At 68.9% G+C, this 26,231-nt stretch carries 24 protein-coding genes; all 24 read right to left on the bottom strand.

Features of this window, described 5'->3' with window-relative positions; all coding sequences use genetic code 11:
• Positions 1 to 4 precede the first annotated feature (4 nt).
• The 24 genes from pilO to VGW35_23155 all read right to left on the bottom strand — a co-directional run bounded on the left by pilO (position 5) and on the right by VGW35_23155 (position 26,221).
• Positions 5 to 652, bottom strand: a complete 648-nt coding sequence (gene pilO / locus VGW35_23270; GenBank protein HEV8310594.1) for a type 4a pilus biogenesis protein PilO — start codon at positions 650 to 652, stop codon at positions 5 to 7.
• A gap of 19 nt (positions 653 to 671) precedes the next feature.
• Entirely contained in the window at positions 672 to 1,400 is a 729-nt protein-coding gene (locus VGW35_23265; GenBank protein ID HEV8310593.1) for a PilN domain-containing protein, read from the bottom strand.
• A 12-nt stretch (positions 1,401 to 1,412) separates the two neighbouring features.
• The gene (gene pilM, locus VGW35_23260) at positions 1,413 to 2,468 is read right to left on the bottom strand and encodes a type IV pilus assembly protein PilM (protein ID HEV8310592.1); all 1,056 of its coding nucleotides are present in this window, start codon (positions 2,466 to 2,468) and stop codon (positions 1,413 to 1,415) included.
• Positions 2,469 to 2,703: 235 nt separating this feature from the next.
• Entirely contained in the window at positions 2,704 to 4,905 is a 2,202-nt protein-coding gene (locus VGW35_23255) for a response regulator (GenBank protein ID HEV8310591.1), read from the bottom strand.
• A 96-nt stretch (positions 4,906 to 5,001) separates the two neighbouring features.
• Complete coding sequence (locus VGW35_23250) at positions 5,002 to 6,846, bottom strand: pilus assembly PilX N-terminal domain-containing protein (protein ID HEV8310590.1); 1,845 nt, start codon at positions 6,844 to 6,846, stop codon at positions 5,002 to 5,004.
• A gap of 32 nt (positions 6,847 to 6,878) precedes the next feature.
• Positions 6,879 to 7,715, bottom strand: coding sequence for a prepilin-type N-terminal cleavage/methylation domain-containing protein (locus VGW35_23245; GenBank protein HEV8310589.1), 837 nt, complete (start codon positions 7,713 to 7,715; stop codon positions 6,879 to 6,881).
• An 11-nt stretch (positions 7,716 to 7,726) separates the two neighbouring features.
• Positions 7,727 to 8,131 carry a prepilin-type N-terminal cleavage/methylation domain-containing protein gene (locus VGW35_23240; GenBank protein ID HEV8310588.1) on the bottom strand — a complete coding sequence of 135 codons (405 nt, stop codon included), beginning with the start codon at positions 8,129 to 8,131 and terminating at the stop codon, positions 7,727 to 7,729.
• A gap of 10 nt (positions 8,132 to 8,141) precedes the next feature.
• Positions 8,142 to 8,633 carry a GspH/FimT family pseudopilin gene (locus VGW35_23235; GenBank protein HEV8310587.1) on the bottom strand — a complete coding sequence of 164 codons (492 nt, stop codon included), beginning with the start codon at positions 8,631 to 8,633 and terminating at the stop codon, positions 8,142 to 8,144.
• 109 nt (positions 8,634 to 8,742) lie between these two features.
• Complete coding sequence (locus VGW35_23230) at positions 8,743 to 9,711, bottom strand: GGDEF domain-containing protein (protein HEV8310586.1); 969 nt, start codon at positions 9,709 to 9,711, stop codon at positions 8,743 to 8,745.
• 6 nt (positions 9,712 to 9,717) lie between these two features.
• Positions 9,718 to 10,506, bottom strand: coding sequence for a prepilin peptidase (locus tag VGW35_23225; protein HEV8310585.1), 789 nt, complete (start codon positions 10,504 to 10,506; stop codon positions 9,718 to 9,720).
• Positions 10,503 to 10,802: a hypothetical protein gene (locus VGW35_23220; GenBank protein HEV8310584.1), complete on the bottom strand. Its 300-nt coding sequence runs from the start codon at positions 10,800 to 10,802 to the stop codon at positions 10,503 to 10,505. Before VGW35_23220 ends, VGW35_23225 begins: the two co-directional genes overlap by 4 nt.
• A 138-nt stretch (positions 10,803 to 10,940) precedes the next feature.
• A complete protein-coding gene (locus tag VGW35_23215) occupies positions 10,941 to 12,251 on the bottom strand; it encodes a hypothetical protein (protein ID HEV8310583.1) in 1,311 nt (436 codons plus the stop codon).
• Positions 12,252 to 12,272: 21 nt separating this feature from the next.
• Positions 12,273 to 14,147, bottom strand: a complete 1,875-nt coding sequence (locus tag VGW35_23210; GenBank protein ID HEV8310582.1) for a hypothetical protein — start codon at positions 14,145 to 14,147, stop codon at positions 12,273 to 12,275.
• A 180-nt stretch (positions 14,148 to 14,327) separates the two neighbouring features.
• The gene (locus VGW35_23205) at positions 14,328 to 15,803 is read right to left on the bottom strand and encodes a hypothetical protein (protein ID HEV8310581.1); all 1,476 of its coding nucleotides are present in this window, start codon (positions 15,801 to 15,803) and stop codon (positions 14,328 to 14,330) included.
• Position 15,804: 1 nt separating this feature from the next.
• Positions 15,805 to 17,415, bottom strand: a complete 1,611-nt coding sequence (locus tag VGW35_23200; protein ID HEV8310580.1) for a glycosyltransferase family 39 protein — start codon at positions 17,413 to 17,415, stop codon at positions 15,805 to 15,807.
• A 55-nt stretch (positions 17,416 to 17,470) separates the two neighbouring features.
• Positions 17,471 to 18,070: a class I SAM-dependent methyltransferase gene (locus tag VGW35_23195; GenBank protein HEV8310579.1), complete on the bottom strand. Its 600-nt coding sequence runs from the start codon at positions 18,068 to 18,070 to the stop codon at positions 17,471 to 17,473.
• Between the two features lie 9 nt (positions 18,071 to 18,079).
• Positions 18,080 to 19,045: a glycosyltransferase family 2 protein gene (locus VGW35_23190; protein HEV8310578.1), complete on the bottom strand. Its 966-nt coding sequence runs from the start codon at positions 19,043 to 19,045 to the stop codon at positions 18,080 to 18,082.
• 17 nt (positions 19,046 to 19,062) lie between these two features.
• Positions 19,063 to 19,398: a prepilin-type N-terminal cleavage/methylation domain-containing protein gene (locus VGW35_23185; GenBank protein ID HEV8310577.1), complete on the bottom strand. Its 336-nt coding sequence runs from the start codon at positions 19,396 to 19,398 to the stop codon at positions 19,063 to 19,065.
• A gap of 83 nt (positions 19,399 to 19,481) precedes the next feature.
• Complete coding sequence (locus VGW35_23180) at positions 19,482 to 19,811, bottom strand: prepilin-type N-terminal cleavage/methylation domain-containing protein (GenBank protein HEV8310576.1); 330 nt, start codon at positions 19,809 to 19,811, stop codon at positions 19,482 to 19,484.
• Positions 19,812 to 19,996: 185 nt separating this feature from the next.
• Positions 19,997 to 20,326: a prepilin-type N-terminal cleavage/methylation domain-containing protein gene (locus VGW35_23175; protein ID HEV8310575.1), complete on the bottom strand. Its 330-nt coding sequence runs from the start codon at positions 20,324 to 20,326 to the stop codon at positions 19,997 to 19,999.
• Between the two features lie 258 nt (positions 20,327 to 20,584).
• Positions 20,585 to 21,958, bottom strand: a complete 1,374-nt coding sequence (locus tag VGW35_23170) for a sigma-54 dependent transcriptional regulator (protein HEV8310574.1) — start codon at positions 21,956 to 21,958, stop codon at positions 20,585 to 20,587.
• A 171-nt stretch (positions 21,959 to 22,129) separates the two neighbouring features.
• Positions 22,130 to 23,788: an ATP-binding protein gene (locus tag VGW35_23165; GenBank protein ID HEV8310573.1), complete on the bottom strand. Its 1,659-nt coding sequence runs from the start codon at positions 23,786 to 23,788 to the stop codon at positions 22,130 to 22,132.
• 108 nt (positions 23,789 to 23,896) lie between these two features.
• Positions 23,897 to 25,126 (bottom strand): type II secretion system F family protein, encoded by a 1,230-nt coding sequence (locus VGW35_23160; GenBank protein HEV8310572.1) that lies wholly within the window; start codon positions 25,124 to 25,126, stop codon positions 23,897 to 23,899.
• Positions 25,127 to 25,147: 21 nt separating this feature from the next.
• On the bottom strand, positions 25,148 to 26,221 hold the full coding sequence (locus VGW35_23155) for a type IV pilus twitching motility protein PilT (GenBank protein HEV8310571.1): 1,074 nt from the start codon (positions 26,219 to 26,221) through the stop codon (positions 25,148 to 25,150).
• Positions 26,222 to 26,231: the final 10 nt, after the last annotated feature.

Below are 26,231 nucleotides of genomic sequence, written 5' to 3'. Positions count from 1 at the left end.
TCTCCTACCGTGGCGGCGCCGGGGCACCCGGAGCCGGCGCACCGGGCGTCGCCGGCGAGGGCTCGGGCAAGGCCTGGAAGACCACGGCCACCATCTGTGCCTTGACGCTCCCCGGGGCCGAGTTGACCGCCGGCGCCTGGCTTCCCGTCGTGGGTCCCGGCCGCTGGACCTGAATCTCGTTGAGGGTGACGATCCGCTCGAGGTGGGCGAGCTGGTCGGCGAACTTGACGAGGTCGTGATACCCGCCGCCGACCGACACCTCCATCGGGATCTCCACGTAGAGCTCCTGGGTCCGCAGCGGGCGCCGCTTGACCTGGCCGATGGTCAGCCCGGACTTGCCGGCCAGGCTCTCCACGCTGCGGAGCACCTCGGCGGATTCGCGCTCGCCCGGGAGACGGCGGCTCAGCTCCTTGAGCTGGGCCTCCAGCGCCTCGCGCTCCCGCTTGATCTTGTCGAGGTTGGCCACCATCGCGGTGGCGCTCTTCACGTTGGCGTCGAGCTTCTGCCGCTCGACGAGAAGCTTGGCCGCGTCGGCTCGCCAGCCCGCCACACCCGCGTACCCGATCGCGGAGAAGCCGTTGTACCCGACGTAGGCCACGGCCAGGATCAGAAGGCCGATCAGAACCAGTTTCTTGAGCTCTGCGCTGTCCATTGTCTGCTACCTATCCGACCTAGAGCTTCACGCTCGCGGTCACTTCAAAATCCATGACGCGGACCTGCTCGACGTTGGCGGCCTGGGTCACGGTGAAATCCACGTCCGAGAACACCCCCGCCTTCCTCAGGTTCTCCATGAACTCGGCCACCTGGAAGTTGTTGAAGGCCATGCCCTTGATCACGACGGAGAAGCCCTGGATCTCCGTGACCTCCCTGGTCTGGACCGGGCCCTTGGCGGTGCCGGACTCCTCCTTTTTCTGCTCGAGCTTGGCCAGCGTCTCGCTCGAGTAGGAGATGGCGGGACGGGTCGCGTCGACCTTGACCTTCACTTCCTGGGGCTTCATGTCGACGGAGGTGAGCCAGACGCCCTGGGGGACCGACTTGAGGACGCCGGTCATCATCTGGACCGGGACGCCCTGGCTCTTCGCCACCCGCCCGATGATGTCGAGGCGCCGCTGGATCTCGCGCTTGGCCGCGTCCGCCACCCGCAGCTCCGTCAGCTGGCGCTGGAGCTGGGCGTCCTGAGCCTTGAGCCGCGTGATCTCCCGCTCGTGCTCGTTCTTCTCGCGCCACGCCGAGTACCCCATCCAGCCGAGCCCGACGATGACCACGATGACCAGGACCCCGGCGATCTGCATGACGCGGCCGCCGCCGATGGCGATCTTCGGCATGGAGATGCCGGAGAGGCCGGCCCCGGCGCGCTTGGGACGGTCTTCGCGATGGAGCAAGTTGACTTTGATGGCCACGGCTCTACGTCCTTACTTCCGGTCATCCGGATAGCGCATCGCCAGCCCGGTCGAGACGGCGGCCAGCGGCGCCAGCTTTTGAACCACGTCCGCGTTGAGGCCCGACCCGATCTTGACCCGCTTGAACGGGTCGGCGGACGCCACCTCGATTCCCCACTGCGACGAGAGGAAGTCCTTGAGCCCGGGGACCAGGGCGCAGCCTCCCGAGAGGAAGATGCGCTGGATCCGCTCGTGCTCGGCGGTCGTGCCGAAGTAATCCAGGGTCCGCTGGATCTCCTGGCCGAGCTCCTGGGAGACGAGATCGAGCACGGGCTCGATCTCCGCCCAGCTCACCTGCCCTTGCTTGCCCCGGACCAGGGCGTCGGCGTCTTGAGGGGCCAGGTCGAACCGCTGGGCCAGGGTCGCCGAGTACTGCTTGCCGCCCACGAAGACGTCGCGGGCGTACACGTTGACGCCCCCTTGCAGGATGTTCGTGTTGGTCGTCTCGTGCCCGATGTTCACGAGGGCGACGACCTCGTTCTCGCCCTGGAAATTGTGCTCGTATTGTGTCTCCAGGGCGAAGACGTCCACATCCACCACCGCGACGTTGAGCCCGGCCTCGGCGACCACGTCGGCGTAGCTCCGGACCTTGCCCTTCTTGACGGCGACCAGCATCACTTCCTGCTGGGGACCGTCCTGCCGCAGGACCTGGAAGTCGAGCTCCACGTCCTCGATGTCGAACGGGATGTGCTGCTCGGCTTCCCAGCGGATGGACTCGGCCAGCTCCGCCTCCGACATCTTCGGCAGCGTCACCCGCTTGGCGATGACCGAGCCGCCCGACATGCCGATCGCGGCGTCGGTCGCCTGGATCCGTCCTTGGTCGATCGCCTGGCGGATCGCCTGCTGGACGGCGGCGGCCTGCTTGATCTCTCCGCCCTCGAGCGCGCCGGGCGGGACCGGAGCCATCCCGAACCCGACCAGCTCGTAATCATTTCCGACCGGACGAAGCTCGACGGCCTTGACAAAACTCGAGCCGATGTCCAGTCCCACCATCTGCGGACGCTTGCGTCGTTTGAACAGTGACATCATCGTTGGTCCCCTCGCATTGCGGCCAGTCTCGTGCAGACGCCCCCTCAAACCCAAGAAATTTCGACCGGAAGGCCCCTACAGGCTTACCCTCCGGTGTTTGCAGGTCTTTGTAGTATTTTGTGAAGCGGCAGTATAGGGGTCCCCCTCGCGATGAGTCAAGAAAAAAAGGGTCCTCGGAGGCGTGGACGGGCCCACGCCGAGCCAATACCAGCGCTAGCGGGGCGAGGACGCGGGGCTACGAGCGCTTGCGGCCGAGCAAGAGGCCGCGGACGGCGTTGAGGAAGTCCTGGAGGTCGAAGGGCTTGGAGATGACGAGGTCCACGCCGAGCTCCTTGGCCCGGCGGGTCGCGCGGGCCCGGTCAAACCCTGACATGATTACCACGGGTGTGATGGTCTCGACCTGCTTGACCGCCTCCACGACTTCCCAGCCCGGGACGTCGGGCATCCCGAGGTCGGTGACGACCAGGTGGAACGGATTCTCCCGCTCTCGCACCTTGGCAATCCCTTCGAGCCCCGACGCGGCGAGCGTGACGGCGTAGCCCGCGCCCCGGAGCATGTCGCCGAGCGCCGTGCGGACGGTCTCGTCGTCGTCCACGACGAGAATCTGGGCCTGGTCGGCGTCGACCGCCGTGGTCGGGGGCGGCGCGCCTTCCGGGGCCGTCGGCACCCGGAGGGTCAGCGTCGTCCCCTTGCCGGTCTCGCTCTCGATGAGCACCTCGCCCCCGTGGCGGACCATGATCCCGTAGACCACCGACAGCCCGAGGCCGAGTCCCGTTTCCCCCTTGGACGAGAAGAACGGCTCGAGGGCCCGGCGCTTGACCTGTTCCGGCATTCCCACCCCGGTGTCGGAAACGGACATGAACCCGCGCCCCGGCTCGTTCCCGGTCCGGACGGTGATGGTCCCGCCGCGGGGCATCGCGTCGACGGCATTGGTGATGAGCTGAAGGAGCGCCTCCAGGAGCTCGGTCTCGACGCCCATCACGGGCGCATGGGCCCCGAAGTGGGTGATGAGCTCGATCCGCACGCCCTTGGTCGAGGGCGCGTCCCGCCACCTGGGTCGCGACAGCTCGATCGCCCGCTGGACGACGTCGTTGAGGTCGACCCGGGCCAGCGCCTCGGAGGGACGCGATCGGCTGAACTCCTGGATCCGGCTCAGGGCGTCGATGCCGGTCCGGGTGGCGGATTCGATCTCGCTGAGCCCGGCCACCAGGTCCTTGGCCTTGTCGCGCTCGGCCTTCTTCAGGAGCAACTGGGTCCGGCCGAGGATGCCCGCCAGGACGTTGTTGAAGATGTGGCCGACGCCGCTCGCCATGGTGAGGAGGGCCTGCATCTTCTCGTCGAGCGGCACCCGGCCGGACATGGTCACCAGCTGGTCGTGCGACGTCTGGAGCTCTTCCAGCCGCCGGCGGAGCCGCTGGAGCTCCTCGGTGTCCACCTGGGTGAGCTCACGCACCACCTCGACCGGGACCTCCCGGACGACCTCCTTGATGACCTCGACCGGGACCTCCCGGACGACTTCCTTGATGATCTCGACCGGGACTTCCCGGATGACCTCCTTGATGACCTCGACCTCCTTGATGACCTCGACCGGCACCTCCACCTTCTCCACCTTGACGGTGTCGAGCTGGCGGATGACCTCGACCGGGACTTCGACCGGGACCTCCTTGATCACTTCCCGGATCACCTCGACCGGGACCTCGACGATGACCTCCTTGATCACTTCCTTCTCGACTTCCCGGATCACCTCGACCGGCACGTCCCGGAAGACCTCCTTCTCGACCTCGCGGATGACCTCCACCGGGACTTCCTTGATCACCTCCCGGATCACCTCGACCGGGACCTCGACGATGACCTCCTTGATCACTTCCTTCTCGACTTCCCGGATCACCTCGACCGGAACCTCCTTGATGACCTCGACCGGAACCTCCTTGATGACCTCCCGGATGACCTCGACCTCCCGGACCACTTCCACCGGGACCTCGACCGGGACCTCCTTGATGACCTCTTTGATGACTTCCCGGACGACCTCGACCGGGACCTCCTTGATGACCTCCTTCACGACCTCCTTGGGCGCGGCTTCGGCCGCCGGCCCACCGCCGGAGCTCTGCTTGAGGAGGTTGATGAGGAGGCGCGCGCCGCGGACGCTCATGACCTCCGTCCCCGGCGGCTTGATCGACAGCAGGCGCTCGTACTGGCGCTCGTCCCCGTTCACCTCGAGGACGATGTTCGCCTTGGTCCGGAAGACCTCCATGGCATTCTTGACGAGGGGGAGCTTGAGGCTCTGGGCACGCTTGGTGCCCTCGGACCGGTCGCTGGCGTCGGCGACGACCGCGATCTCGACGGAGGGGATGCCCGTGAGGGCGTCGATGGCCTTGACCAGTTCAGCCCCGGTCCCGACCAGCCCGAGCTTGATGGCAGTGTCCGTCGGCGCCGCCATGGCCTCCTAGTGTATACGGGGGCCGCCCCCGCGGGAAGAGGGCTCTCCCCGGGGGGCGGCGCCGACCGCGAAGCGGCTGAGCGAGCGAGGCGAGGGCTACTGGCAGGCGGTCCGGCCCCCGCTCTGGTCCTGATAGTTCGAGCACACGATGAAGGACTTCCGGATGATCACGACCTGGTTCCCGGCGCCGAACGGGAAGCCGGGGGGGGGCGTCGCGTTGCCGAAGCGGTTGTTGTAGCCGACCCCCGAGCCGGTGCTGCCCTGGGTCTGGATCTCGAAGGCCACGAGGGTGCCGTTGATCAGGATCGGGTTGAACTGGACGTGGCCGCCCGAGTAGACCATGCCGTTGACGAAGCTGTTGCTGCTGGCCATGTTGGCGCAGACGAACTGGGGGTTGTACGGCGAGACCGTCGGGCGCGGCGGCGCCGCGAATATTTCCCGCGGGTCGAAGATGACGATCACCGTGGGGTAGCCGTAGACGTAGACCTCTTTCTGGACGGCGGTCAGCACCCCGAAGGGATTCAGACGGCCCTGCTCGGTCGTGTTCCGCAGGGCCGCGGTCATGACCCCCTTGTTGCCCAGCTCGAGGTCGTTGTTGCTCGAGGGGCAGTTGTCGAGCGAGGCCGGCACCGTGCCGCCGTCGCCCTCGACGACCATGGTGCCGTAGACGAAGGTGAAGTCCTGCCCGGCGTTCGGGGCCGGTGGGGCGGGAGTCCCGCCGGTCTTCTGGATGCTCGCGCGGCCCTGGTCGCTCCCGTCGTTGAGGCGGTTGAGGATGTAGTAGTTCCGGCCGTTGGTATTGTCCACGACGCCGGTCGGCGCGCAGTCCCGGGTCGCCCCCGACACGGCGACCGCGCAGGTCCCGTACTGGCCGTCGAAGGTCGGGCTCTTCTCGTTCACCCCGCCCCCCGCGGCGCGCCCGGCCGTCCCGTACCAGTTGAAGACCATCCCGGTCGCGTTGATCGAGCAGCCGTTGACCCCGACCGTCTCGTACCAGGCCGGCAGGAGGGCCGGCCGAGGGTCGTTGGCCATCACGCAGCCCTTCTTGGGGCCGTTGGGGCAGGTGTCGACGGCGGGGTCACAGGGCGTCTGGAGCGCGCAGTCGAAGTAGCCCCAGTACTTGCCGGGCCCGACCGGGCCCGGAACCTCGCTGTTGTAGCAGTATTTCGCGGTGCCGACCACGTTGGCGTCCTCGCCCATCAGGACCATGTGGGTCGCCGTCCCGCCGGCGGGCGCCGTATAAGTACCGGCAGTGTAGCTGGTGATGTAACCCGGGGGACAGGTGACGGCCGTCGTCCCGTGCATGGTCGGATCGATCCGCGAGCAGCCCAGCGTCGGCCGCGGCAGGTCGTTGTAGGCGGCCGGACCGTTCGGGTCGTTCGGATCGGCCGGGGTGATGCTCGGGTTCCCGTTCCGGTTTCCGGGCTCGTTGCAGTACCCGTTGTTGTCGGGCTTGGCGTTCGAGCAGACGTGCTTCCACGGGTTGTCCACGCCGACGACCGCCCGGACGATGGCCTTGGCGGTCCCGGCGGTGGCCGTGGCCGTGATGACGGCGGCCTCGTTGTCGTCGGTGTCGGTGGGGCACCCCGCCTGCTGGATGGCGGTCGGGACCAGCGGCGAGCAGTCGTTGTCGATCCAGGCCGAGTAGGCGCCCGCCCCCAGCCCCACGTTCGTGGCCAGGCCGTGGCTCGCCAGCGTCCCGTCCATCCACCGGGTGAATCCGCCCGCCACGGTGGCGGCGTCCCGGATCGTGTCCCGCGCGACCTCGAGCCCGGCCTCGGCCAGGGCCTCGGCCTGCCCCTGCTGCTTGTAGTTGACGCCGATCCGCGTCTCCACGTCCGCCAGCAGCGCGAACGAGACGCTGAGCACGCCCATGATCAGCATGGCGATCACGGCCATGATCAGGACCGACCCCTGTTCGTTCCTCACGACGGCACCCATCAACGCCCTCCAGTCCCGACCTGCAGCTTCGGTTAGAAACGGTTCTTGAGCACGACGTCCGTCTCGAGCGATCGGTTGACCAGCTGGCCGGCGATCGTGGTCTGGGCCACGACCTGGATGTGGATCCGGCCGATGTTGTCCGCCTTCTCCTGCGCCGTGTGGGTGGCGTCGGCCGAGAACGGCAGCGGGAAGGGCACGTTGCACAGGATCGTGACGTCGAGGCACGTCGTGTCCGAGGCACTCGACGGAAAGCCCGACCGCGGGTAGTAGGTGAAGGTGAGCCCGGTGATGTCGATCGCGACCATCGCCACCGGCCCCGTCCCGTCGTCCCGGGTGATGCAGGCGGCGACGCCGGTCGGGCAGTTCCCCCCCGTCTCCCGCTGGTAGAGGACGTTCTCCTCGCCGAGGTCCGTCCCGCCCGAGTTGGCCGTGCCGGCGATGGTTCCGTTGTCGTTCCGGTCGGAGCGGACCCGGATGGTCGTCGCCGTGGCGTCCGCGAACGGGATCGCGAAGATGCTCTGGCAGCCGTTGGCCGTGTACCCCCCGGCCCCCAGGTTCTTGGGCGCGTTGCGGCACGCGTCGACCTTGGTGGCCGTGCAGTCGAGGGTGCCGGGGCCCTCGTAGTCGAACGCGCAGACGGTGACGTCGCGGCCGGTCGCCCGCAGCTCGCGGACCATGAAGTCGATGGCGGCCCGCGTGTTCTGCTGGACCTCGGCGGCGTCCGAGCCGACGAAGTAGGCCTCCTGGGTCTTCTGCCAGGTCCCGAGGACGCCCACCATGATCATGCCGAACAGCGCGAGGGTGACCGCCAGCTCGGTCAGCGTGACGCCGCGCTGGTCGCGGAGCGGAGATCCGACGTGGTGGCGCATGGTCCCCCCCTTTACTGCGCGAAGATGGTGGCCAGGGTGGTGTCGTTGAGCCCCTGGCCCCCGGTGAAGCGCACCACGACGGTCACCGTGGTGCTGGTGGCCGTGGGGGCCCCGACCTGCACCTTGATGCACCGCTTGAAGCCCGAGTAGCCGGTGACCACGTAGTAGTCGCCGCTCGAGCACGGCGGGGCGCCCGTGCTCACGCCCGCCATCCCATTGAGCCCGGCGTAGGGGGTGGCCTTGGCCTGCTCGACCGCCGCCTGGGCCAGGAGGGTCGCCGTCGTCTGGTAGCCTCCCGTCGTGACGCCGAACATCGCCAGGGGGAAGGACGCGGCCAGGCCCAGGAGGGCGACCATGAGCAGCATCATCGCGACCAGAAGCTCGAGGAGGGTGACGCCCCGCTCGTTCCGTGTCATGGCGCCCTCCTCAGCAGGTGCCCTGGCTCACGCGAACACCACCGTACAGCGTGACCAGGACGTTGTTCGCGCAGGTCGACGGGGTCGTGTCGACGGTCAGGGTCACGGTCGGGTTCCCGGGGGCGAAGTTCCTCACGTTGCCCACCCCGTTGAAGATGATCGACAGGTTGGTGGGCGAGACGACCGCCAGGCCGTGACCGATCGCCTGCGCGGGCTGGATCGCACCCCCGTCGCACGCGCTGTCGGTGGAGGCCGTCTTGATCGTGAACGTGGTGTTCGGCGACCCCGAGAACGCGATGCAGTGGTTCGAGCCCCGCGTGATCGCATACTGCCGGGCCAGGCGGACCGCCCCGGCGACCTCTTCGGCCGCGCCCTTGGACGCCGTGACCTTGAGCACGTTCCCCAGGCTGGGATACAGCGCGACCGCCAGGATCGACAGGATCACCAGGATGACGGCAAGCTCGACGAGGGTCATTCCCGCCTCGCTCCATCTCTTCTTCATCGACCGCTCCCTCTCCCGACCGACCGGGTTCTCAGGCGACCAATCAGAATCGCTCACATGCCCGTCGATTGTCAACTTATATATGCTAATTTTTAGCCTTTAGGCATGGTCACTTACGGTGATACGCGGTGACCCGGTTTCGCCCCGCGTGCTTGGATTCGTAGAGCGCCTCGTCGGCCGCCCGCTCGAGGTCCTCGGGGGACTTGCCGTCCTCGGGGAAGGCCGCCAGCCCGATGCTCACCGTCACCGAGTGCTCGCCCTCCGGCGTCTTGATGGTGGCCTCGACGCCGCGGCGCATGCGCTCGGCGAACAGCGTCGCGTCGGGCTTGACCGTCTCGGGCAGGATGAACGCGAACTCCTCGCCGCCGATCCGGCACGGCACATCGCCCTCCCGCGACATCGACCGCATGAGCGACCCCAGCCCGCGCAGCACCACGTTGCCCTGGGGATGCCCGTACTCGTCGTTGAACTTCTTGAAGAGGTCGATGTCGAGGAGCAGGAGGCTGAAGGCGTGGCCGAACCGGGTCGACCGGTTGATCTCTTCCCGCATGCGCACGTCGAAGTTCCGCCGGTTTCCCACCTCGGTCAGCTCGTCGGTCAGCGAGAGCTCGCGCAGCCGGAGGTTCGCGTTCCGGAGCTCCTCGTTCATGGCCTCGAAGCGCCCCGCATAGTCCTGGACCTGCGAGGCCTGCTGCTGGAGGACGCCGAGGATGCGGGTGAACTCCCGCATCAACGTATCGACCTCGTCCGTGCGGGCCGCCGCGATCATGGCCTCGAGCTCCGGGCCGACGTCGCCCGGGCTGGCGGTCGCCGCTGCCGGCTGCGAGAGAGGACCCGCGGGCTCGGGCGGCCGGGCCAGGGAAAACGAGCGGTATAGCGCGCCGAGGAGCAGGGCGCCCAGGAGGAAGACGGCCGCGATCAGCGCCGGATAGGGCAGCACCAGGTAGCTCACCACGGCCAGCAGCAACGCCACGCAGAGACCCACGGCGAGCAAAAGCGCCCGCCGGGTGTCGCTTGCGGCCGAGCGGGGGGCCGACGCCGGCCCCGGGTTCTGGACGGCCGCCGAGGGGTCTGCCATGGTCGGCTACCCCAGGTACCAGTCGAGGATGGGCCCGGCCCAGAACGCGGCGATGAGGCCGCCCACCGCGAGAAACGGTCCGAAGGCCAGGTATTGCCCGAAGCGCTTGAGACCGAAGCCCAGGAGCCCCAGGGCCATGATCCCTCCGGCCATGACCCCGAGGAAGATCGCGACGAGCACGCCCCCGAGCCCCAGGAACGCGCCCATCATCGCCGCCAGCTTGATGTCACCGCCGCCCATCCCTTCCCGACCGAAACTCAGCTCGCTCAGCCAGGCGATCAGATAGAAGAGCCCGCCCGCGACGACGCACCCCAGGAGTCCGTCCACGACGCGCCAGGGCCCCCAGGCGAGGTGGAAGAGGAGCCCGACCACGATGCCCGGCAGCGTGATCAGGTCGGGAATGAGACGCGTCTCGAGGTCGATGAACGTCACTGCGACCAGGGCGAGGCCCAGGACGAACACGCGGAGGCCCGCCCAGGTGGGTCCGAAGTGCCACAGCGCCAGGAGCCCGATCCCGATCGCCAACGCCTCCACCACCGGGTACCGCCACGGGATCGGCTCCCGGCACGCCCGGCAGCGACCCCCGAGGAGCGCGAAGGAGACGAGCGGGATGTTGTCGTAGTACCGGATGGGCGTCTGGCAGCGCGGGCAGTGGGACGGAGGCGACACGATGCTCTCGCCACGGGGAAGGCGGGAGATGCAGACGTTCAGGAAGCTGCCCAGCACCGCCGCCAGCGCGACCACCACGGACCAGGCGAACAGGGGGGGAAGCCCGCCCGGAAGCGCCACGGTCACGGCGTCCCCTCCGCGGCATAGGCCTGGATGGCGCGCGTGAGGACTTCGCGAGCCCCCTCCCGGTCCTTGAGCCGGGCAAACCCCTCCGGGCCGACGAGCCGCTCGACCTCCTCCCGTGAGAGGCGGACTTCGTCCTCCCCGACGGTCAGGAGGAGCCGATCGACGACGGGGTACCGGTCGAACACGCGAATGGCGGCCGCCACGGCCAGTGCCTTCGCCTCGATGGGCAGGGGGTCACGGGCGGTCACGCGCACCTGCTGGCCTTCGAGCACCACGGCCTGTATCAGATCTCTCATGCGGCCGCCTTGCCGGTCGCCTCACACACGGATGTGACCCGATATTTTAACAGAGCGAGCCGCGCTCGCCCGCGAGACAAATTCGGCTCCACGTGGACCCTCCCGCCGCTCGGTTTCCGACACCCTCTACGGTTCGAGTCAACCCACGGATTCGAACCCCGGCGAGCGGGGGCCATTCCGCAGGAGCCTCAGGATCTGCGTATCCTGCCAGTCCCACAGACGCTCGTGCGCGAAATCCACGTTCTGCGGGGTCCAGTTCCAGTCGACCCGTCGGGGCGAGGGGTAATAGAAGACGCCGACGACCTGGACGCCGATCGACAGGACGAACGCGAGCAGAAAGGCGGCGGTCAGGAGCCGGGACGTCTCGAGCCGCGGCCACACCGGCACCAGGAAGAGGGCGAGCAGCGGCAGCACGTCGGTGAGGAGCCGGGGGCCGAACGAGTGCCCGCCCCACCAGACGGCGAAGGTGCCGAGCATCACCACGCTGCCTCCGGTGGCGGCGGCCATGTACGCGAAGAACGGCCGCCGCGGGCCCGCGTCCCGGAGCGACAGGATGAGCCCGGCCAGCGCAAAGGCGAGCACCGGCGAATAGACGAGGAGCCCCCGGCTCGGGCTGACCAGGATTCCGAGCAGGCCGGCACCGACCGACGGCGTCCAGGCCCCGCCCACGCCGTGGAAGAGCGCGTGGGTGGCGTGGAGCTGGGCGTAGCCGCCTTGCACCGAGCCGAAGTACCAGAGGTTGTGCGCCGTCACGGGCACCGTGACGGCCAGAAAGCCGAGGAGGCTCACGGCCCCCTGCCGCCAGTCGCGGTGCCCGAGGTACGCCATGAAGGCCAGGGCCGGAAGCCCGGTGGTCGGCCGGCTCGCCACCATGAGGCCGGCGGCGATCCCGGTCCAGATCGCGGCGCGCCGATCCGCCTCTGCGCGGAGCACGCCGTACAGGCCGGCGGCCATGAAGAGCTGGGCCGGGCCGTGCCCCCACAGCCCCTGGCTGGAGACCGACCAGGTCGACGTCCCGACCGCGTACACGAATGCGATGGCCGCCGCCACCGGCGGGCGGGCCAGCTGCCGCAGCGCGAGATAGACGACGAGGACCGAGAGCGCCGCGAAGACCGTCGCGCTCAGCTTGGCCAGGACATTGACCAGCGCGAGCGAGCCGCCGGTGAACAGGCTCAGCGGGACGAGATACACGGGCGCCGCCATCAAGGCCGGAAGGATCGGGTAGCTCGAGAGGTAGTGGCCGCGCACGTGCTGCACCCAGTACGGCAGCGGGCGCCCGGCCGGGTAATCGCGGAAGAAGCTGTCGAGGTCGAGGCGAAGCTCCTGAATCAGAGCCAGCGGAAGGAGCCGGGTGCCCATCGTGTCGGCCGAGCTGATCTCGCGCATGTTGACGTTGTAGAGGAGCAGGCTCCCCAGGAAGAGCCAGAGTCCGATCCGGTTGGGCCGCATGGCCGCCAGGCGCCGGTCAGCTCACGGGCGACGGGCGAGCTCGCGGGCGGCCTTGGCCGCCAGCTCGGTGCCCGCCGACGAGCGCTGGAGCTCCTGCCACAGGCGCTCGGCCCCGGGCCGATCTCCCCGACGGTCGAGCAGGAGACCGAGGCTGTAGAGCGCCACCGGGTTCTCCGGATCCAGGGAAAGGACGTCCCGGAAGCGCCGGATCGCGCCGTCGTCGTCGCCCCGCTCCGCCGCCTGCAAGGCCGAGTCGAGGGCGGGGCGGATCAGCGCCGTCGACGCCGGGCGGTCCACCGGCCCGATCCGATCGAACAAGGCCTGGTGCGTCGGGACGTTCCGGACGAACAGGAGCGCCTCCCGATCGACGAAGACGAGCCGCCACTCGGGGCTGGCATAGAGCGCCTCGCTCAGCGCGTAGCCCGGATGGGTGAGGACCGACTGGATCTTCCAGCGGTCCAGCACGGCCCTCCAGCCGGGCTTGAGCGAGGCGACCTCCAGGTAGTCCTCCACGATCCGTTCGCCGTAGACGTGAGTGCGGCCGTCGAAGAATACCTGATAGTCGGGATAGAGCCGCCAGAGCTCGTATCCCCCCCACACGTAGACGTTGAAGAGCGGCGCCGGCACGTGCTCGCGCTTCATGAACTCCACGGTCCGCTTCGGGTACGCGAACTCGTTCAGGTCCTGGACGAAGGGGCTCGTCCAGGGCTCGCGGGCCAGGGCGCCGTACCCGGCGAGCAGGGCCACCAGTATGACCCCGGCCGCGGCCGCGTGGGCGAGGGGCGCGCGCAACAGGGGCCAGATCGAGGGGAGCCGCGCCTCCCCGGCCTGGACGAGACCGCGCAGCCACGCGCCCCGCCAGGACCACACGCGCTCGACGGCGCCGTGGAGAGCGTCGGCCAGGGCCGGAGTCACCGCCACCGCGTACAGCGGGATGTGGCGGATGGACGACACGCCGAGATGGGTGAAGGTCAGCACCAGGAGGACATCGGTGACCCGCAGGCGGGCGCTCCCGAGCCCCAGCGAGGCGAACGAGAGGAGGATCATCGCCTCGAACGGCCGGTACTGGGGATCGTGGAAGTTCGGCGAGAACCACTCGATCGTGGTCCGCATGAACTCCCGGGTCGACACCACCTCGAAGGGGAAGAGGACCGCCCGGAGCCCGAACGGGTTCAACAGGGTGGCGACCGCCGTGACGGCGGAGACGAGCACCAGGACGCCCACCGGGCGCCAGTCGGGGCGCTCGGGGGCGAGGAGCCGCTCGAGCACCGCTCCGACCGTGATGACCCCCAGGAGCCCGAGGCCGGTGACGAACCCCGCGTGGAGGTTCGCCCAGGCCACCATGAGGAGCGGGAGCCAGATCAGCGTGCGGAGTCGGCCTTCCCAGCCTTCCCGCAAGAGGTAGAGATAGCTGGCCATCAGGAGATAGGTGATGATCTGAGGCCGGACGTGCCAGTATCCCTTCCCGGCCAGGGCCGCCAGGGTGACCAGCAGCACCGCGAGTACGGGGTGGGCGCCGCGGCGCAGGCACGTCGCCAGCACGATGCCGAAGGTGGCCGCCACCAGGAGGCTCTTGCCGATGATGATCGGGATGCGCCCCACGCTCTCGTAGAGCCAGTAGAGGATCACCTGGGTCAGCCACATGTGGTTGATCCAGGGACGCCCCTGGGCGGTGAACGAGAAGGGGTCGCCGCCCGGGATGCTCCGGGTCTGGAGGATGTACTCGCCGGACTTCAGGTACCACCAGAAGTCGAAGCGCGTCAGCGAGGAGAGCGCGACCAGGAAGACGACACCCAGGGTCAGGCCGTAGAGGAGCCAGGCGACCGCGCGCGGGAGCCTCCCGCCACGCCCGGGTTCCGCGCGCAGGCTCGACGCCGTCCCCGCTAGCACGGCCACGCCCGGAAGCTCACGCGGAGTGCCTGTTGTTCGCGCCGCGAGTCGCGCATCGCAGCCCCCGGGGCGAGACCCGAGCCCCGGTAGGACGCAGGGAGGAGACGGGCCGAGGCGTATGCCGCATACGTTGAGGCCCGCCGACGACCGAGGACGACCCGGGGCGACGGGTATCGGCCCGGGGACTCACGCGGAGTGCCTCGGGGGCCGCTGGAACACCACCATGTGCCGATCCTCGTAGGCGACGGTCCAGCCCGGGGCCTCGCGCATGAGCGAGGCCAGCGCGGTCCCGCGCCGAACCAGCATGATCCCGATGTCCCGGCGCTCCAGCGCTTCCCGCCATCCCGGCCGCGCGTTGTTGATCGTGATGAAGTCCTCCCGGATGTCCGGGGGGAACACGGCGACGCGGCCGTCGATGAACATCCGATAGTGCGGGAACAGGCGCCAGGTCAGGTATCCGCCCCACCCGTAGTCGTTGTAGACGCGGCCGGGCAACCGGTGGGCGAGGAGGAAGTCCGCCGCCCCGGCGGGAAAGACGTCCGCCACGCCCCATTCGGGCCTGAGCGACCGGAGCGGCACCCGCCCGAGATCCCGCACGCCGACCAGGAGGACCAGGAGGCCGAGCCCGACGGCCGCCCAGGCCCGCCGGCGCCGCTCCGCGTCGAGACCCGTGATGGCCGGCAGGAGGCGGGTCCAGGCCTCCAGGCCGAGCCGGCCGGCGAGCGGCGTGAGCACGATGACGAAGAGCGGGATGTTCCGGGTGGCGTCGAGGGTGAGATAGACGAACACGACGAGCGTGCCGACATCGACGAGGCGCGGCCGGCGGCGGGCGGCCGGCTGGGCCGCGAGGAAGAAGAGCAGCAGGCCCTCGAAGAGCCGGAGCTGGGGGTACTGGAACGCCGGCGAGAACCACTCGATGATCATCTCTTTCGCGGTATGGTCGGCGGCCACCAGGAACGGGAAGACGAGCGCGTGCACGTGGAAGGGATTCACGAAAGTGGCGGCGAGGCACCCCAGCCACACCGTGGCCATCCGGCCGAGCCGGGGCCGGGCCAGCGCCTCGTCTCCGGCATCGAACAACCGGTCCACCGCCAGTCCGACCGTCGCCAGCCCGAGCACCACCAGCCCGATGAGGAACCCGCCGTGGAGATTGACCCAGACGAGCATCAGCAGGGGCAGCCAGGCGAGCCAGTCGCGGCGGCCCTCCCGGTATTCCCACACGATCGCCCACAGGATGGCCAGGCCGAGATAGGTGACGACCTGGGGACGCGGGGACCAGAACCCCCGCGTCGCCAGCGCGGCGACCCCGATGAGGATCGACGCCCAGGCGAAGGGGACCGCTTCGCGGCGGAGGGTCCAGCACATGACCGCGAACGTGGCGAGCGCGAACCCCGCCTGGAGGGCGATCAGCCCGGAGAATCCCGCCAGCGCATAGACCCCATACAGGAGCAGCTCGAACCCCCACGCGTGGTTGAGCCAGAAGGCGCCGGGGGCCGTCCACGAGAACGGATCGGTGGCCACCAGCGATCGCGTCGCCACCATGTGCTCCCCCGCCTTGAGGAGCCACCAGAGATCGGTGTCGGTGATGGGCATGATCTGGACCAGCGTGGCGAGGCCGACGGCGAGCGCGGCGCCGAGGGTCCACATCCCGGGGGTGCGCACGTCAAGCTCCCGGCAGGCGGTAGATCTTGATGATGGGCCCCGGCCGCGTCCGGGCGAAGACGTCGCTGACCGGCGCGTAGATGTCGCCCATCCACAGCCGCCGGTCCTCCGGGATCGGCTCGATCGCGTAGACGAGCGTCGCTCGCGCATCGAGATCACGATAGAAGCGGCAGGCCGCCGGGAACGACGCGCAGGCGCCCGTGTGGCGCTTGTACATGAAGCTCGAGAGGACGACGTACGTCATTCCGCGAGCCCGCAGGGCCTCGAAGTCGTACTCGACCAGGGGCGCGATGCGCAACCCCGACACCCATGGCGCGGGACGCGGCCGCGGCAGCTTCGGCGCGAGCCCGGTGGGTGGGCTCCCCAGGGGCGGGCTGGTCACCCGCTGCACGCGGCCGGCCGCGTCTGTCCAGGACACCGGGGGCGAGTAGGGCTCCATGGCGACGCGGCTGCTGGCCGGGAGGCTCCTCTCCATCCACTGGCCGGCGACTTCCCGACTGTCCGGGCGGGCCAACAGGATCTCGAAATAGAGCACGCGAGCCGCCGCCGGCGCCGCCACCAGAACGGCGAGGGTGGCGAAGACCAGGCCGCGCCGACGCCCGACCCGGGAGGCCACCGTGGCCACACCCACCGCGGCCAGGATGCTCACGAGGGGAAGCAACGGAACCGTGTAGCGCTCGAACCGGGAGTCCCAGGTCGCGATGATGCCGAGATAGGGCAGCGGAAAAGCGAGCAGGATCAGATCCGCCGGGCCCCGGCGCCAGAGCGCCACGGCCAACCCGGCCCCGGCGCAGAGGAGCGATGCCGCCCCCATCGCCTGGGGCAACGAGTGGAAGAGGTGGAAGGCCAGGCCGGGCAGGTCGCCCTCGTTGCCGAACTGCACCGTGCCGATGGCGCGGACCTCGCCGAAGAGGCCGCGCAGGAACTCTCCGGGCGCCAGCGCCGCGAACGGCGTCCCCACGAGGAAACCGACGACGGCGCCTCCGAGCCACACCGGGAGCACCCGTCCGGTGATCAGGCCGGGCCAGGACGCCCCGCTCGTCCGCCACCGGAGGGCGTGGGCCACCAGGAAGGCCGCTCCCACCAGGGCCCCGTTGTACTTGGCCGAGGCCGCCAGCCCGCCGAGGACCCCCGCCAGGAACGCGGTCGAGAGCCGCCCCCGCTCCCAGTACCCGACCGTCGCCAGCATCGCGGCCAGCACGAGGCACGTCACCGGCACATCCGCGGTGGCGAAGTGGGAGTCCACCACGTGCTGGAGATTGACGGCCAGGAAGAGGCCCGCCGCGATCCCGACCCCCGGGCCGTACAGCCGCGCGCCGAGCCGATAGCACAACCCCACGGTCAGGGTACCCAGGGTCGCCGTCACGACCCGACCGAGCAGGTAGAAGGGGACGGGGTCTCGCACGAACGCGGCCACCACGGAGACGCCCTCGGTCAGCCGGAGGACCAGCCCGTAGGCCGCGAACACCCCGGCCAGCACGTACATGTAGAGGCTCGGCCAGTTGAAGAAGTGCGGGTTGGGGTCGCCGGCCAGCACCCCCATCGCGATCGGGACCAGGAGGCTCTCGTCCGGGTGGACGAAGTAGGGGAGGCCGTAGGACAGGCCCCCCACGCGGACCGCCGCCGCCAGGGCGAGGACGAGGATCAGCGCCGGCCGGACCCGCCGATCAGACGGAGGCCGCGACGATGAGCCAGGGGAAGGCGAGGATCGTTCGGTCGACGTGGAGGTGTCGGCGGCAGAAGGCCTCGAATTCCCGTTTGCCCCAGTGCTGGACGTGGTCGCTCGGGTCGCCGAGTCGGACGAGGTTCTTTCCACGGAGAACGTTGCCGAGTCGGAAGAACGGCTCATGCGGCACGCTCAGGATCAGGTGACGCCGCGCGACGCGTCGGATCTCCAGGAGCGCCCGCGCGGGGTCCTGCAGGTGCTCCAGCACCTCCAGGCACAGCACGAGGTCGTAGGCGCGACTCGCCACGCCGAGGGCATAGAGGTCGCCCTGCAGCACGAGGCTGCCCGGGTTCCGGGCGCGCGCCCGCCCGGCCGCCTCGGGGTCCAGCTCGACCCCGTCGATCCGCAGGTCCGGACGGCCGTCCCGGAGATACCGCATGACGACGCCTTCGCCGCACCCCACCTCCAGCACGCGCGCCGGCGCGCGTTCGGCCACCAGCCGACCGATGCCGGTCAGGAACCGGCCGACCAGATGCCGGACGACCGGGTTCCGCGAGCGGTACTTCGCCTCGTTGTCGCTGCGAGCGCATGCCGCGGGCATCGGCCCGGCTCAGCCGAGCCGGGAGCGAATGGAGACGTCTTCGCTGCTGCGGGCCTGAAAGCTCAGGACGAGCTCGCTCAGGAGCCCCAGCGACAGGAACTGGATCCCGACCAGGATGGCGAGGACACCGAAGGCCAGGAGCGGACGATTCCCGATCGGGCGGACCCCGGCCACCCACAGCGCGCTCAGGTAGAGGTTCGCCACCAGGCCGACGCCGAGGCTCAGAAGTCCGAGCCCCCCGAACAGGTGGAGCGGCCGCCGCGTGTAGCGGGTCAGGAAGAGCACGGTCAGGAGGTCCAGGCAGCCCCGGACGAACCGGGCCGCCCCGTACTTCGAGGTGCCGAACCGCCGCGAGCGATGATTGACCGGCACCTCGCCGACCACGAAGCCCCGCCGAGCCGCGAGCACCGGGATGAAACGATGGAGCTCGCCGTAGAGCCGCAGCTCCTCCACGACCGCGCGCCGATAGACCTTGAAGCCGGAGTTGAAGTCGTGGAGCCGGAGCCCGGTCAACCGGCCGGTCACCGCGTTGAACAGCCGGGACGGCCAGCGCTTCGAGGCGGGGTCCTGCCGCCGTAGCTTCCAGCCGGAGACGAGGTCGCGCCCCTCTTCCAGCGCGGACAGGAGCCGCGGCAGCTCGGCCGGATCGTCCTGGAGGTCGGCGTCCAGCGTGGCGATGACCTCGCCGCGAGCGTGCGCGAAGCCGACCGAGAGGGCCGCCGCCTTCCCGAAGTTCCGCCGGAGCTGGAACACCCGGACGCGGTCGTCCTGCCGGTAGAGCTTCTCGAGGATGGGGAAGGACTCGTCCCGGCTGCCGTCGTCGACGAAGATCAGCTCGTAGGACCGCCGCATGCCCTCCAGGACGTCCGTGAGCTCCCGATAGAGCAGAGGAAGGCTCGGCGCCTCGTCGAGCACGGGGATGACGATCGACAGCTCGACTCCCGGCGTGATCCTTGGCATCCCGACCTGCGACATCGCGAAGACTCCAGCCGCTACGGACAGTCGGCCACGGTGTTACCCGAGGTCACCAACAGCGCACCCGTAGCGGAATCGTAGGAATAGGTCAGGGCCGTGCACTGGAAGATCGGGGGACTCGGGTTGACGTAGGCCCCGGGGGCTCCCGGAAAGTTCCCGTTGTGCTGGCCATAGTAGATGGCGATCGCCGACCGCATGGCGCCCAGGAGCCCTTGATCCGCAGCGTACCGGGATTTCGCCACCGCGTTCTGGTACATCGTGATGGCGATGGCCGCGATGATGGCGATGATCGCGACCACGACCATCAGCTCCACCAACGTGATCCCGCGCTGATCTCTGACGCCCGCGCCCACTGTGACCTCCCGTCGACCCGACCCGCGCATGAGGAGCCCCCGGCGCCCGTACAGGCGCGCCGGAGGATCGCCTCGTGATTCACCTAGCAGCCTGACGCCAGGTTGCCCGACACGGTAATCAAACCGGTCGCGCTGTCGTACGTGTAGCCGAAGCCTACGCACTGGAAAGCCGGCGGACTCGGCGTCACGTAGTTCCCGGGCGCCCCCGGGAAGTTCCCGTTGTGCTGGCCGTAATAGATCGCGATGGCCGAGCGCATGGCGGCGATGACGCCCTGGTCGGCGGCCAGCTTCGCCTTCTTCTGGACGTCCTGGTAGAGCGTGATGGCGATGGCCGCGATGATGGCGATGATCGCCACCACGACCATCAGCTCGACCAGCGTCACACCGCGCTGGTTCCGTACCGTTCTGAACACCGTTCCCCTCCTCGCCTGCTGGTTGTTGTCCAGGCCGCCTCGCGGGGACGCCCGGGATTCTCTTCGCCCGACCGCCACCACTACCCTGTGGCCCGCGATCTCAGCTCGAACGTCGCCGCCTCCTGGGGCGGCGCGACAGGCCCCAGGCGCCCCTCGCGAGACGCCTGGGCCCGCCGTGGCTGGGCTTAGCAGCCCGACGCCAGGTTCCCGGAGACGGTGACCAACCCGGTCGCGCTGTCATACGTGTAACCGAAGCCCGCGCACTGGAAGACCGGCGGACTCGGCGTCACGTACTTCCCAGGCGCGCCCGGGAAGTTCCCGTTGTGCTGGCCGTAATAGATCGCGATGGCCGACCGCATGGCGGCGATGACGCCCTGGTCGGCGGCCAGCTTGGCCTTCTTCTGGACGTCCTGGTAGAGCGTAATGGCGATGGCCGCGATGATGGCAATGATCGCGACCACGACCATCAGCTCGACCAGCGTCACACCGCGCTGGTCCCTGAAGCGACAGAACATGAAGATCCTCCTCGCGTGAGGGTTACTGGGCCCCAAACCCCGGCACAGCGCCGAAGCCACCGGGGGTAGAGCAATTCCTGTGCCCTCGAGAGACGCCTGATTTTTAAGGCACTTATAGCTCAGTCGGACGAGACCTGGCGCGAAATGGGCCAGTCCGCCACCTCCCCTCCGGGCCGGGGTCTGGCTACCAACCCCTCGTCTCGATTGACCGATTGTCAGAGCCGCGGAAAACCAGCAGCGACTGACAAAATTTGTCAGTCACTCCCGGTCGAGACCGTACTTCTGAAGACGGTAGCGGAAGGAGCGGAAGCTGGTGTGGAGGAGCTGGGCCGCCCGGCTCTGGACGCCGTCGGCCCGGCGGAGGGCCTGGCTCAGGAGGTCGCGCTCGATCCCGGCCATCAGGGCGTCCAGATCGAGCCCGTCGGGGGGCAGCTCGATGCGGGTGACTTCCGGTCCAGACCCGACCCGCAAGAGCTCCGGGAGGCTTTCCACCCGGATCACGCTGTCCGGCTCGAGGGTGACTGCGCGTTCGATCACGTTCTCGAGCTCCCGGACGTTCCCCGGCCAGGCGTAGCGCTCCAGCGCGGACAGCGCCTCCGGCGAGATCAGCTTGGGCGCGGCGCCGGCCACCCCGGCGAACTTCTCGAGGAAGTGGCTGGCCAGGAGGGGGATGTCCTCGCGACGCTCCCGAAGCGGCGGAACCCGCACCGAGATCACGTTCAAACGGTAGAAGAGGTCCTCTCGAAACGCTTTGCCGGCGACCGCCTGAGGCAGGTCGCGGTTGGTCGCGGCGACGATGCGGACGTCCACCCGGACCGGCTTCACGCCGCCCACCGGCCGGATCTCGGGATCCTCGAGCACGCGGAGCAGCTTCACCTGGAGATGCAGGGGGAGCTCGCTCACCTCGTCCAGGAAGAGCGTCCCCTCGTCAGCGACCTCGAAGAGGCCTTGCTTGGCCGCCACCGCGCCCGTGAACGCCCCCTTCACGTGGCCGAACAACTCGGACTCCATCAGCTCGTGGGGGATGGCGCCGCAGTTCACCGTCACGAAAGGCTTGAGCTTGCGGCTGGAATTGAAGTGGATGGCCTTGGCCACCAGCTCCTTGCCCGTGCCGCTCTCGCCCGTCACCAGCACGGTCGCCTTGCTGTCGCCGAGCCGGCCGATGGTGGAGAAGATCTCCTGCATCGAGGGGCTCTTGCCGATCAGGTTGCCGAAGTGGTACCGGAGCTCGACCTCCCGTCGGAGCCGGAGGTTCTCGCCCCGGAGGCGCCGCTCCTCGAGCGCTTTCTGGACGAGGTGGCGAAGCTCGTCCACCTTGAACGGCTTGATGATGTAGTCGTAGGCCCCTTCCTTGAGGGCCTGCACGGCGGTCTCGGCGGTCGCGTAGGCCGTCATGATGACGACCGACACGGACTCGTCCAGTTGCCTGACGCGACGCAGCGTTTCCAGGCCGTCCAGGCCGGGCATGCGGAGGTCTACCAGCGCGAGATCCACCGCCGTCTGCTCGAGCACCTTCAGGGCCTCTTCGCCCGTGCCCGCGCTCTCGACTTCGAACCCGTCCTGCGAGAGGGCGATGGTGAGCCACTCCCGCATGCTCTGTTCGTCGTCGACGATCAGCAGCCGTTCAGCCACGGGCTCGTTCATCGGAGGGGGCCTCCACGGCCCCCTCCGAAGCCTCCCCCCAAGAGGGGTTGCGGCGGCAAAGCCGCCGCTCGGACGCTCCTCGACGCATTCCTCCGAGCGTTCTGGGGACCCCCCCGGGGTACGACTCACGAGCTATGGCGTTTCTCCGCATCGCGTTGGCTAGAGCTCCACGCCGGGGACGGCCACCACAAATCGCGCGCCGCCGCCCTCCCGGGTCTCCACGCGGATCTCCCCTTCGTGCTCCTCGATGATGCGGTGCACGATGGCGAGACCCAGCCCGGTCCCGTCCGGCTTGGTCGTGTAAAAAGGCTCGAAGATGTGCGGGAGGTGCTCGGGCGCCACCCCCGGCCCGGTATCCTCGACCACGATCTCGACCACGCCTCGACCATTCCAGGCCGCCCGGTTCAGGCGGGCCGCCACCCGCAGCGTTCCGCCTTGCGGCATCGCGTCGACGGCGTTGCGGCAGAGGTTCCAGAGGGCCTGGCGGACCTGCGCCGGATCGACGTACGCCTTGACGGTTCCGTCGGGATACTCCTTGACCGTCCGCAGCGCGTGGCCGGCCTGCTGGCCGAGGAGCAGCAGGATCTCGTCCATGATCGCGGTCACATCCGTCAGCACGGGCTCCCGGCGCCGCGGGCGCGAGAACTCCAGGAACTCGGTGATGGTGCCGTCCAGGCGGTCCGACTCCCGGAGGACGATGTCCATGAGCCGGCGGTCCGCGCCCTGGGGCTTGAGATTCTGGCGGAGGACCTCGACGGAGCCCCGGATCGATGCGATCGGGTTTCGGATCTCGTGGGCGAGCCCGGCCGCCAGCCGCCCGATGGCGGCTAGCCGATCGGCGTGCCGCACCTGCGCTTCCATACGCTTGATGTCCGACAGGTCCTGAAAGGAGCAGATGACGCCCATGGGCTCACCGGACCCGTGCCGCAGCAGGGAGGCGCTGACCCCGATCGGGATCACGGACCCGTCGGCTCGGACGAGGTTGGCCGGGAACCGGCAGGGCTGGCGCATCCACGTGCGGAGGTCATCCCAGAGCTGGGAGAACGCGGGGGCCTGCTGGAAGATGCGGTCGAAGGGGTGTCGCTGGAGCTCGCGCTGGGCGCGACCGCTCAGCGTCTCCACCGTGCGGTTCGCGGTCAGCGTCCGCCCATCCCGGTCGAAGGTCACCAGCCCGCTCGACACGCTCTGGACGATGTCCTCGTGCTGCACCTGGAGCTCGGCCAGGCTGGCCTCCGTCCGGCGCGCCTGCCAGCGCACCTGCCGCAGCTGCTCGGCCAGGTAGGTCGCCAGATACGCCACCGTGAAGGAGGCGCACACGTTGGCCGAGATCAGGAGGATCGTGAAGCTCCCTTCGGCGACCACGTCCTGCCGCGCCGCGAACTGCCCGACGGGCGGAATCACCCGGTAGAACTGCAGGTCCAGGAGGAGACCGTGGCAGAGGACGCTGACCGCCGCGGTCACGAAGCTCCGGCGCGGGGTCACCACGATGCTGGTGGCCAGGATGGAGAAGAGATAGATGAACGTGAACAGGCTGAACGTCCCGCCGGTGACATAGATCAGTGCCGTCTCGAGCAGGATGTCGAGGTAGATCTGGATCTCGGCGAACCGGGTGGAGCCACCGATCCAGCGGGCCAGGATCCAGGAGACGACGGACAGCGCGCAGCTGGCCCCCACCACGGCCGCGAAGGGTCCGAAGGGAAAGGCGAGATAGCCCCACAGGTAGACGCCCGCCACCGAGACGAACAGCAGCGTCGTCACGCCCGCCCGCATGATGATGAGCCAGCGGACGGCGTTCTGCGTCTCGCTACGCTGCGCCATCGTGAGGTCGCCGGTCGCCCGGCGCGCTCAGGTCACCCTGGGGGGGAGCGCCGGCGTCAGGCGGGCTCCGCTAGCTCTGGTCGGTGAGGGCCATGGGTTGGCGGCCCGTCACTTCACGAGGGTGATGACCTGGAAGATGGGCAGGTACATCGAGATGACGATGCCGCCGACCACGATGCCGAGGAAGACGATCATGATCGGCTCGAGCAGGGCGGTCAGCCCCGAGACCGCCACGTCGACCTCGTCCTCGTAGTAGTCGGCGACCTTGGCGAGCATGTTGTCGAGGGCGCCGGTCTGCTCGCCGACCGAGACCATCTGCACGACCATGGCCGGGAACACCTTGCTCTGCCGGAGGGGCTCGGCCAGGGTCTGGCCGGCGGTCACGCGCTCCCGCGCCTCCATGACGGCGTTCTCCACGATCCGGTTGCCCGCGGTCTTGGCCGTGATCTTGAGGGCGTCCAGGATCGGCACGCCACCGCTGATGAGCGCCGACAGCGTGCGGGTGAACCGGGCGACGGCGATCTTCCGGAGCAGGACGCCGAAGATCGGCGCCCGGAGGAGGAACCGGTCGACCGTGGTCTTGCCCTGGTCGGTCCCGTACCACGCGCGGAAGGCGAAGAACATCCCGGCCGCCACGCCGATGATCCCGTACCAGTAGTTGCGGATGAAGTTGGACGCGCCGACGACGAAGGCGGTCGGCGCCGGGAGGGGCACCCCGGCCTTCTCGTAGAAGCTCGAGAAGATCGGGATGATGAAGATCAGCAGGAAGGTGACCACGCCGATGGCCACGGTGACGACCAGGACGGGGTACACCGTGGCCATCTTGACCCGGTGCTTGAGGGCGTCGGCCTTCTCCATGTAGACGGCCAGCCGCGCCAGCATGCTGTCGAGGACACCGCCGATTTCCCCGACGTGGACCAGGTTGACGTAGAGCTCGTCGAAGACCTTCGGGTGGCGGGCCATCGCCTCCGACAGCGTGGCGCCGCCCTCGACGTCGGCCGAGACCTTGGCGATGATGTCCTGGAAGCGCTTCCGCTCGGCCTGCTGGCCGAGGGCCTGGAGACACTGGACGAGGGGCAGGCCGGCGCTGATCATCGTGGCGAACTGCCGGGTGAAGACCGAGACGTCCTTGGAGCGGACCCCGCCGAAGAAGCTGCCGAGCACCGGGATCGACGAGAGGTCGATCCCGGCGGCCGCGGCGCGCTTGGCGGCGATGCTCTGGACGGTGATCCCCTGGGAGCGGAGCTGGCGAGCCGCCGTCCGCTCGTCGGCGGCGGTGATCTCGGCGTTCACCGCCCCCCCGCCGGCGTTCACCCCCTTGTACGTAAACGTGGGCATGTGAGCCTCCTCTGACGTCCTTTACCGCGAGCCTACCTGGGCGGGCTGCTCGATCAGGCGCAAGAACTCCTCCGGGTAGAGGCTTCGCGAGATCGCTTCCTGCCGGCTGATCTGCCCCCGCAGGTACAGATTGGCCAGCGCCTGGTTCATGGTCTGCATCCCGAACTTTTGGCCGGCCTGCATCGCCGAATAGATCTGGTGCACCTTCTCTTCCCGGATCATGTTGCGGATGGCCGGCGTGGCGACCAGGATCTCCATGGCCAGCATCCGGCCGCGGCCGTCCTTCCGGGGGATCAGGAGCTGGTTGAACACCGCCTCCAGCACGAGAGCCAGCTGGGCCCGCACCTGAGACTGCTGGTGGGGCGGGAACACGTCGATCACGCGGTCGATCGATTGCGCGCAGGAGTTGGTGTGCAAGGTGGCGAAGGTGAGGTGGCCCGTCTCGGCGATGGTCAGCGCCGCCTGGATCGTCTCGAGGTCCCGCATCTCGCCGATCAGCACGACGTCCGGGTCCTGACGGAGGACGTACTTCAGCGCCGCCGGGAAGGAATGGGTGTCCTGACCCACCTCGCGCTGGTTCACCAGCGCCTTGTTGTGGTCGTACAGGTACTCGAGGGGGTCTTCCACGGTGACGATGTGGACGTCACGGGTCTTGTTGATCTTGTCGATCATCGCCGCCATCGTCGTCGTCTTCCCGTGACCGGTGGGGCCGGTGATCAGGATCATCCCCTTGTGCTTCGAGATGAGCGTGTTGCAGATGTCGGCCGGCAGCCCCAGTTCCTCGAACACCTTCGGCTGATGCGGGATCGAGCGGATGGCGATGCCGACGGCGTTCTTCTGCTGGTAGATGTTGACGCGGTACCGGGAGAGCCCGGTGATCCCGTAGGAGAAGTCGAGCTCGTGATTGGCCTCGAACCGCTCCCGCTGCTCCGTCGTGATCAGGCTGTAGGCCAGGGCTTTGGTCTGGTCGGGCGTGAGCGGAGGATACTCGAGCGGCACCAGATGGCCGTGCACCCGGAGGGTCGGCGGCGCGCCCGACGTGATGTGGAGGTCGGACGCGTTGCGCTCGGCCATCGCGATCAGCAGGTCCCGCATTGTCACGTGC

It is taken from the genome of Candidatus Methylomirabilota bacterium (assembly GCA_036005065.1).
In the GTDB taxonomy this organism is placed as follows: domain Bacteria; phylum Methylomirabilota; class Methylomirabilia; order Rokubacteriales; family DASRDR01; genus DASYQW01.
This window is presented reverse-complemented; position numbering and strand designations above follow the sequence as displayed.

What these genes read in the sequence shown, in the direction of transcription:
- VGW35_23220 (HEV8310584.1), bottom strand. Translation starts at nt 10,802, where the DNA reads ATGAGAGATCTGATACAGGCCGTGGTGCTCGAAGGCCAGCAGGTGCGC.
- VGW35_23175 (HEV8310575.1), bottom strand. Translation starts at nt 20,326, where the DNA reads ATGTTCTGTCGCTTCAGGGACCAGCGCGGTGTGACGCTGGTCGAGCTG.
- pilO (HEV8310594.1), bottom strand. Translation starts at nt 652, where the DNA reads ATGGACAGCGCAGAGCTCAAGAAACTGGTTCTGATCGGCCTTCTGATC.
- VGW35_23240 (HEV8310588.1), bottom strand. Translation starts at nt 8,131, where the DNA reads ATGACACGGAACGAGCGGGGCGTCACCCTCCTCGAGCTTCTGGTCGCG.
- VGW35_23190 (HEV8310578.1), bottom strand. Translation starts at nt 19,045, where the DNA reads ATGTCGCAGGTCGGGATGCCAAGGATCACGCCGGGAGTCGAGCTGTCG.
- VGW35_23250 (HEV8310590.1), bottom strand. Translation starts at nt 6,846, where the DNA reads ATGGGTGCCGTCGTGAGGAACGAACAGGGGTCGGTCCTGATCATGGCC.
- VGW35_23235 (HEV8310587.1), bottom strand. Translation starts at nt 8,633, where the DNA reads ATGAAGAAGAGATGGAGCGAGGCGGGAATGACCCTCGTCGAGCTTGCC.
- VGW35_23165 (HEV8310573.1), bottom strand. Translation starts at nt 23,788, where the DNA reads ATGGCGCAGCGTAGCGAGACGCAGAACGCCGTCCGCTGGCTCATCATC.
- pilM (HEV8310592.1), bottom strand. Translation starts at nt 2,468, where the DNA reads ATGATGTCACTGTTCAAACGACGCAAGCGTCCGCAGATGGTGGGACTG.
- VGW35_23230 (HEV8310586.1), bottom strand. Translation starts at nt 9,711, where the DNA reads ATGGCAGACCCCTCGGCGGCCGTCCAGAACCCGGGGCCGGCGTCGGCC.
- VGW35_23155 (HEV8310571.1), bottom strand. Translation starts at nt 26,221, where the DNA reads ATGCGGGACCTGCTGATCGCGATGGCCGAGCGCAACGCGTCCGACCTC.
- VGW35_23215 (HEV8310583.1), bottom strand. Translation starts at nt 12,251, where the DNA reads ATGCGGCCCAACCGGATCGGACTCTGGCTCTTCCTGGGGAGCCTGCTC.
- VGW35_23245 (HEV8310589.1), bottom strand. Translation starts at nt 7,715, where the DNA reads ATGCGCCACCACGTCGGATCTCCGCTCCGCGACCAGCGCGGCGTCACG.
- VGW35_23195 (HEV8310579.1), bottom strand. Translation starts at nt 18,070, where the DNA reads ATGCCCGCGGCATGCGCTCGCAGCGACAACGAGGCGAAGTACCGCTCG.
- VGW35_23160 (HEV8310572.1), bottom strand. Translation starts at nt 25,126, where the DNA reads ATGCCCACGTTTACGTACAAGGGGGTGAACGCCGGCGGGGGGGCGGTG.
- VGW35_23255 (HEV8310591.1), bottom strand. Translation starts at nt 4,905, where the DNA reads ATGGCGGCGCCGACGGACACTGCCATCAAGCTCGGGCTGGTCGGGACC.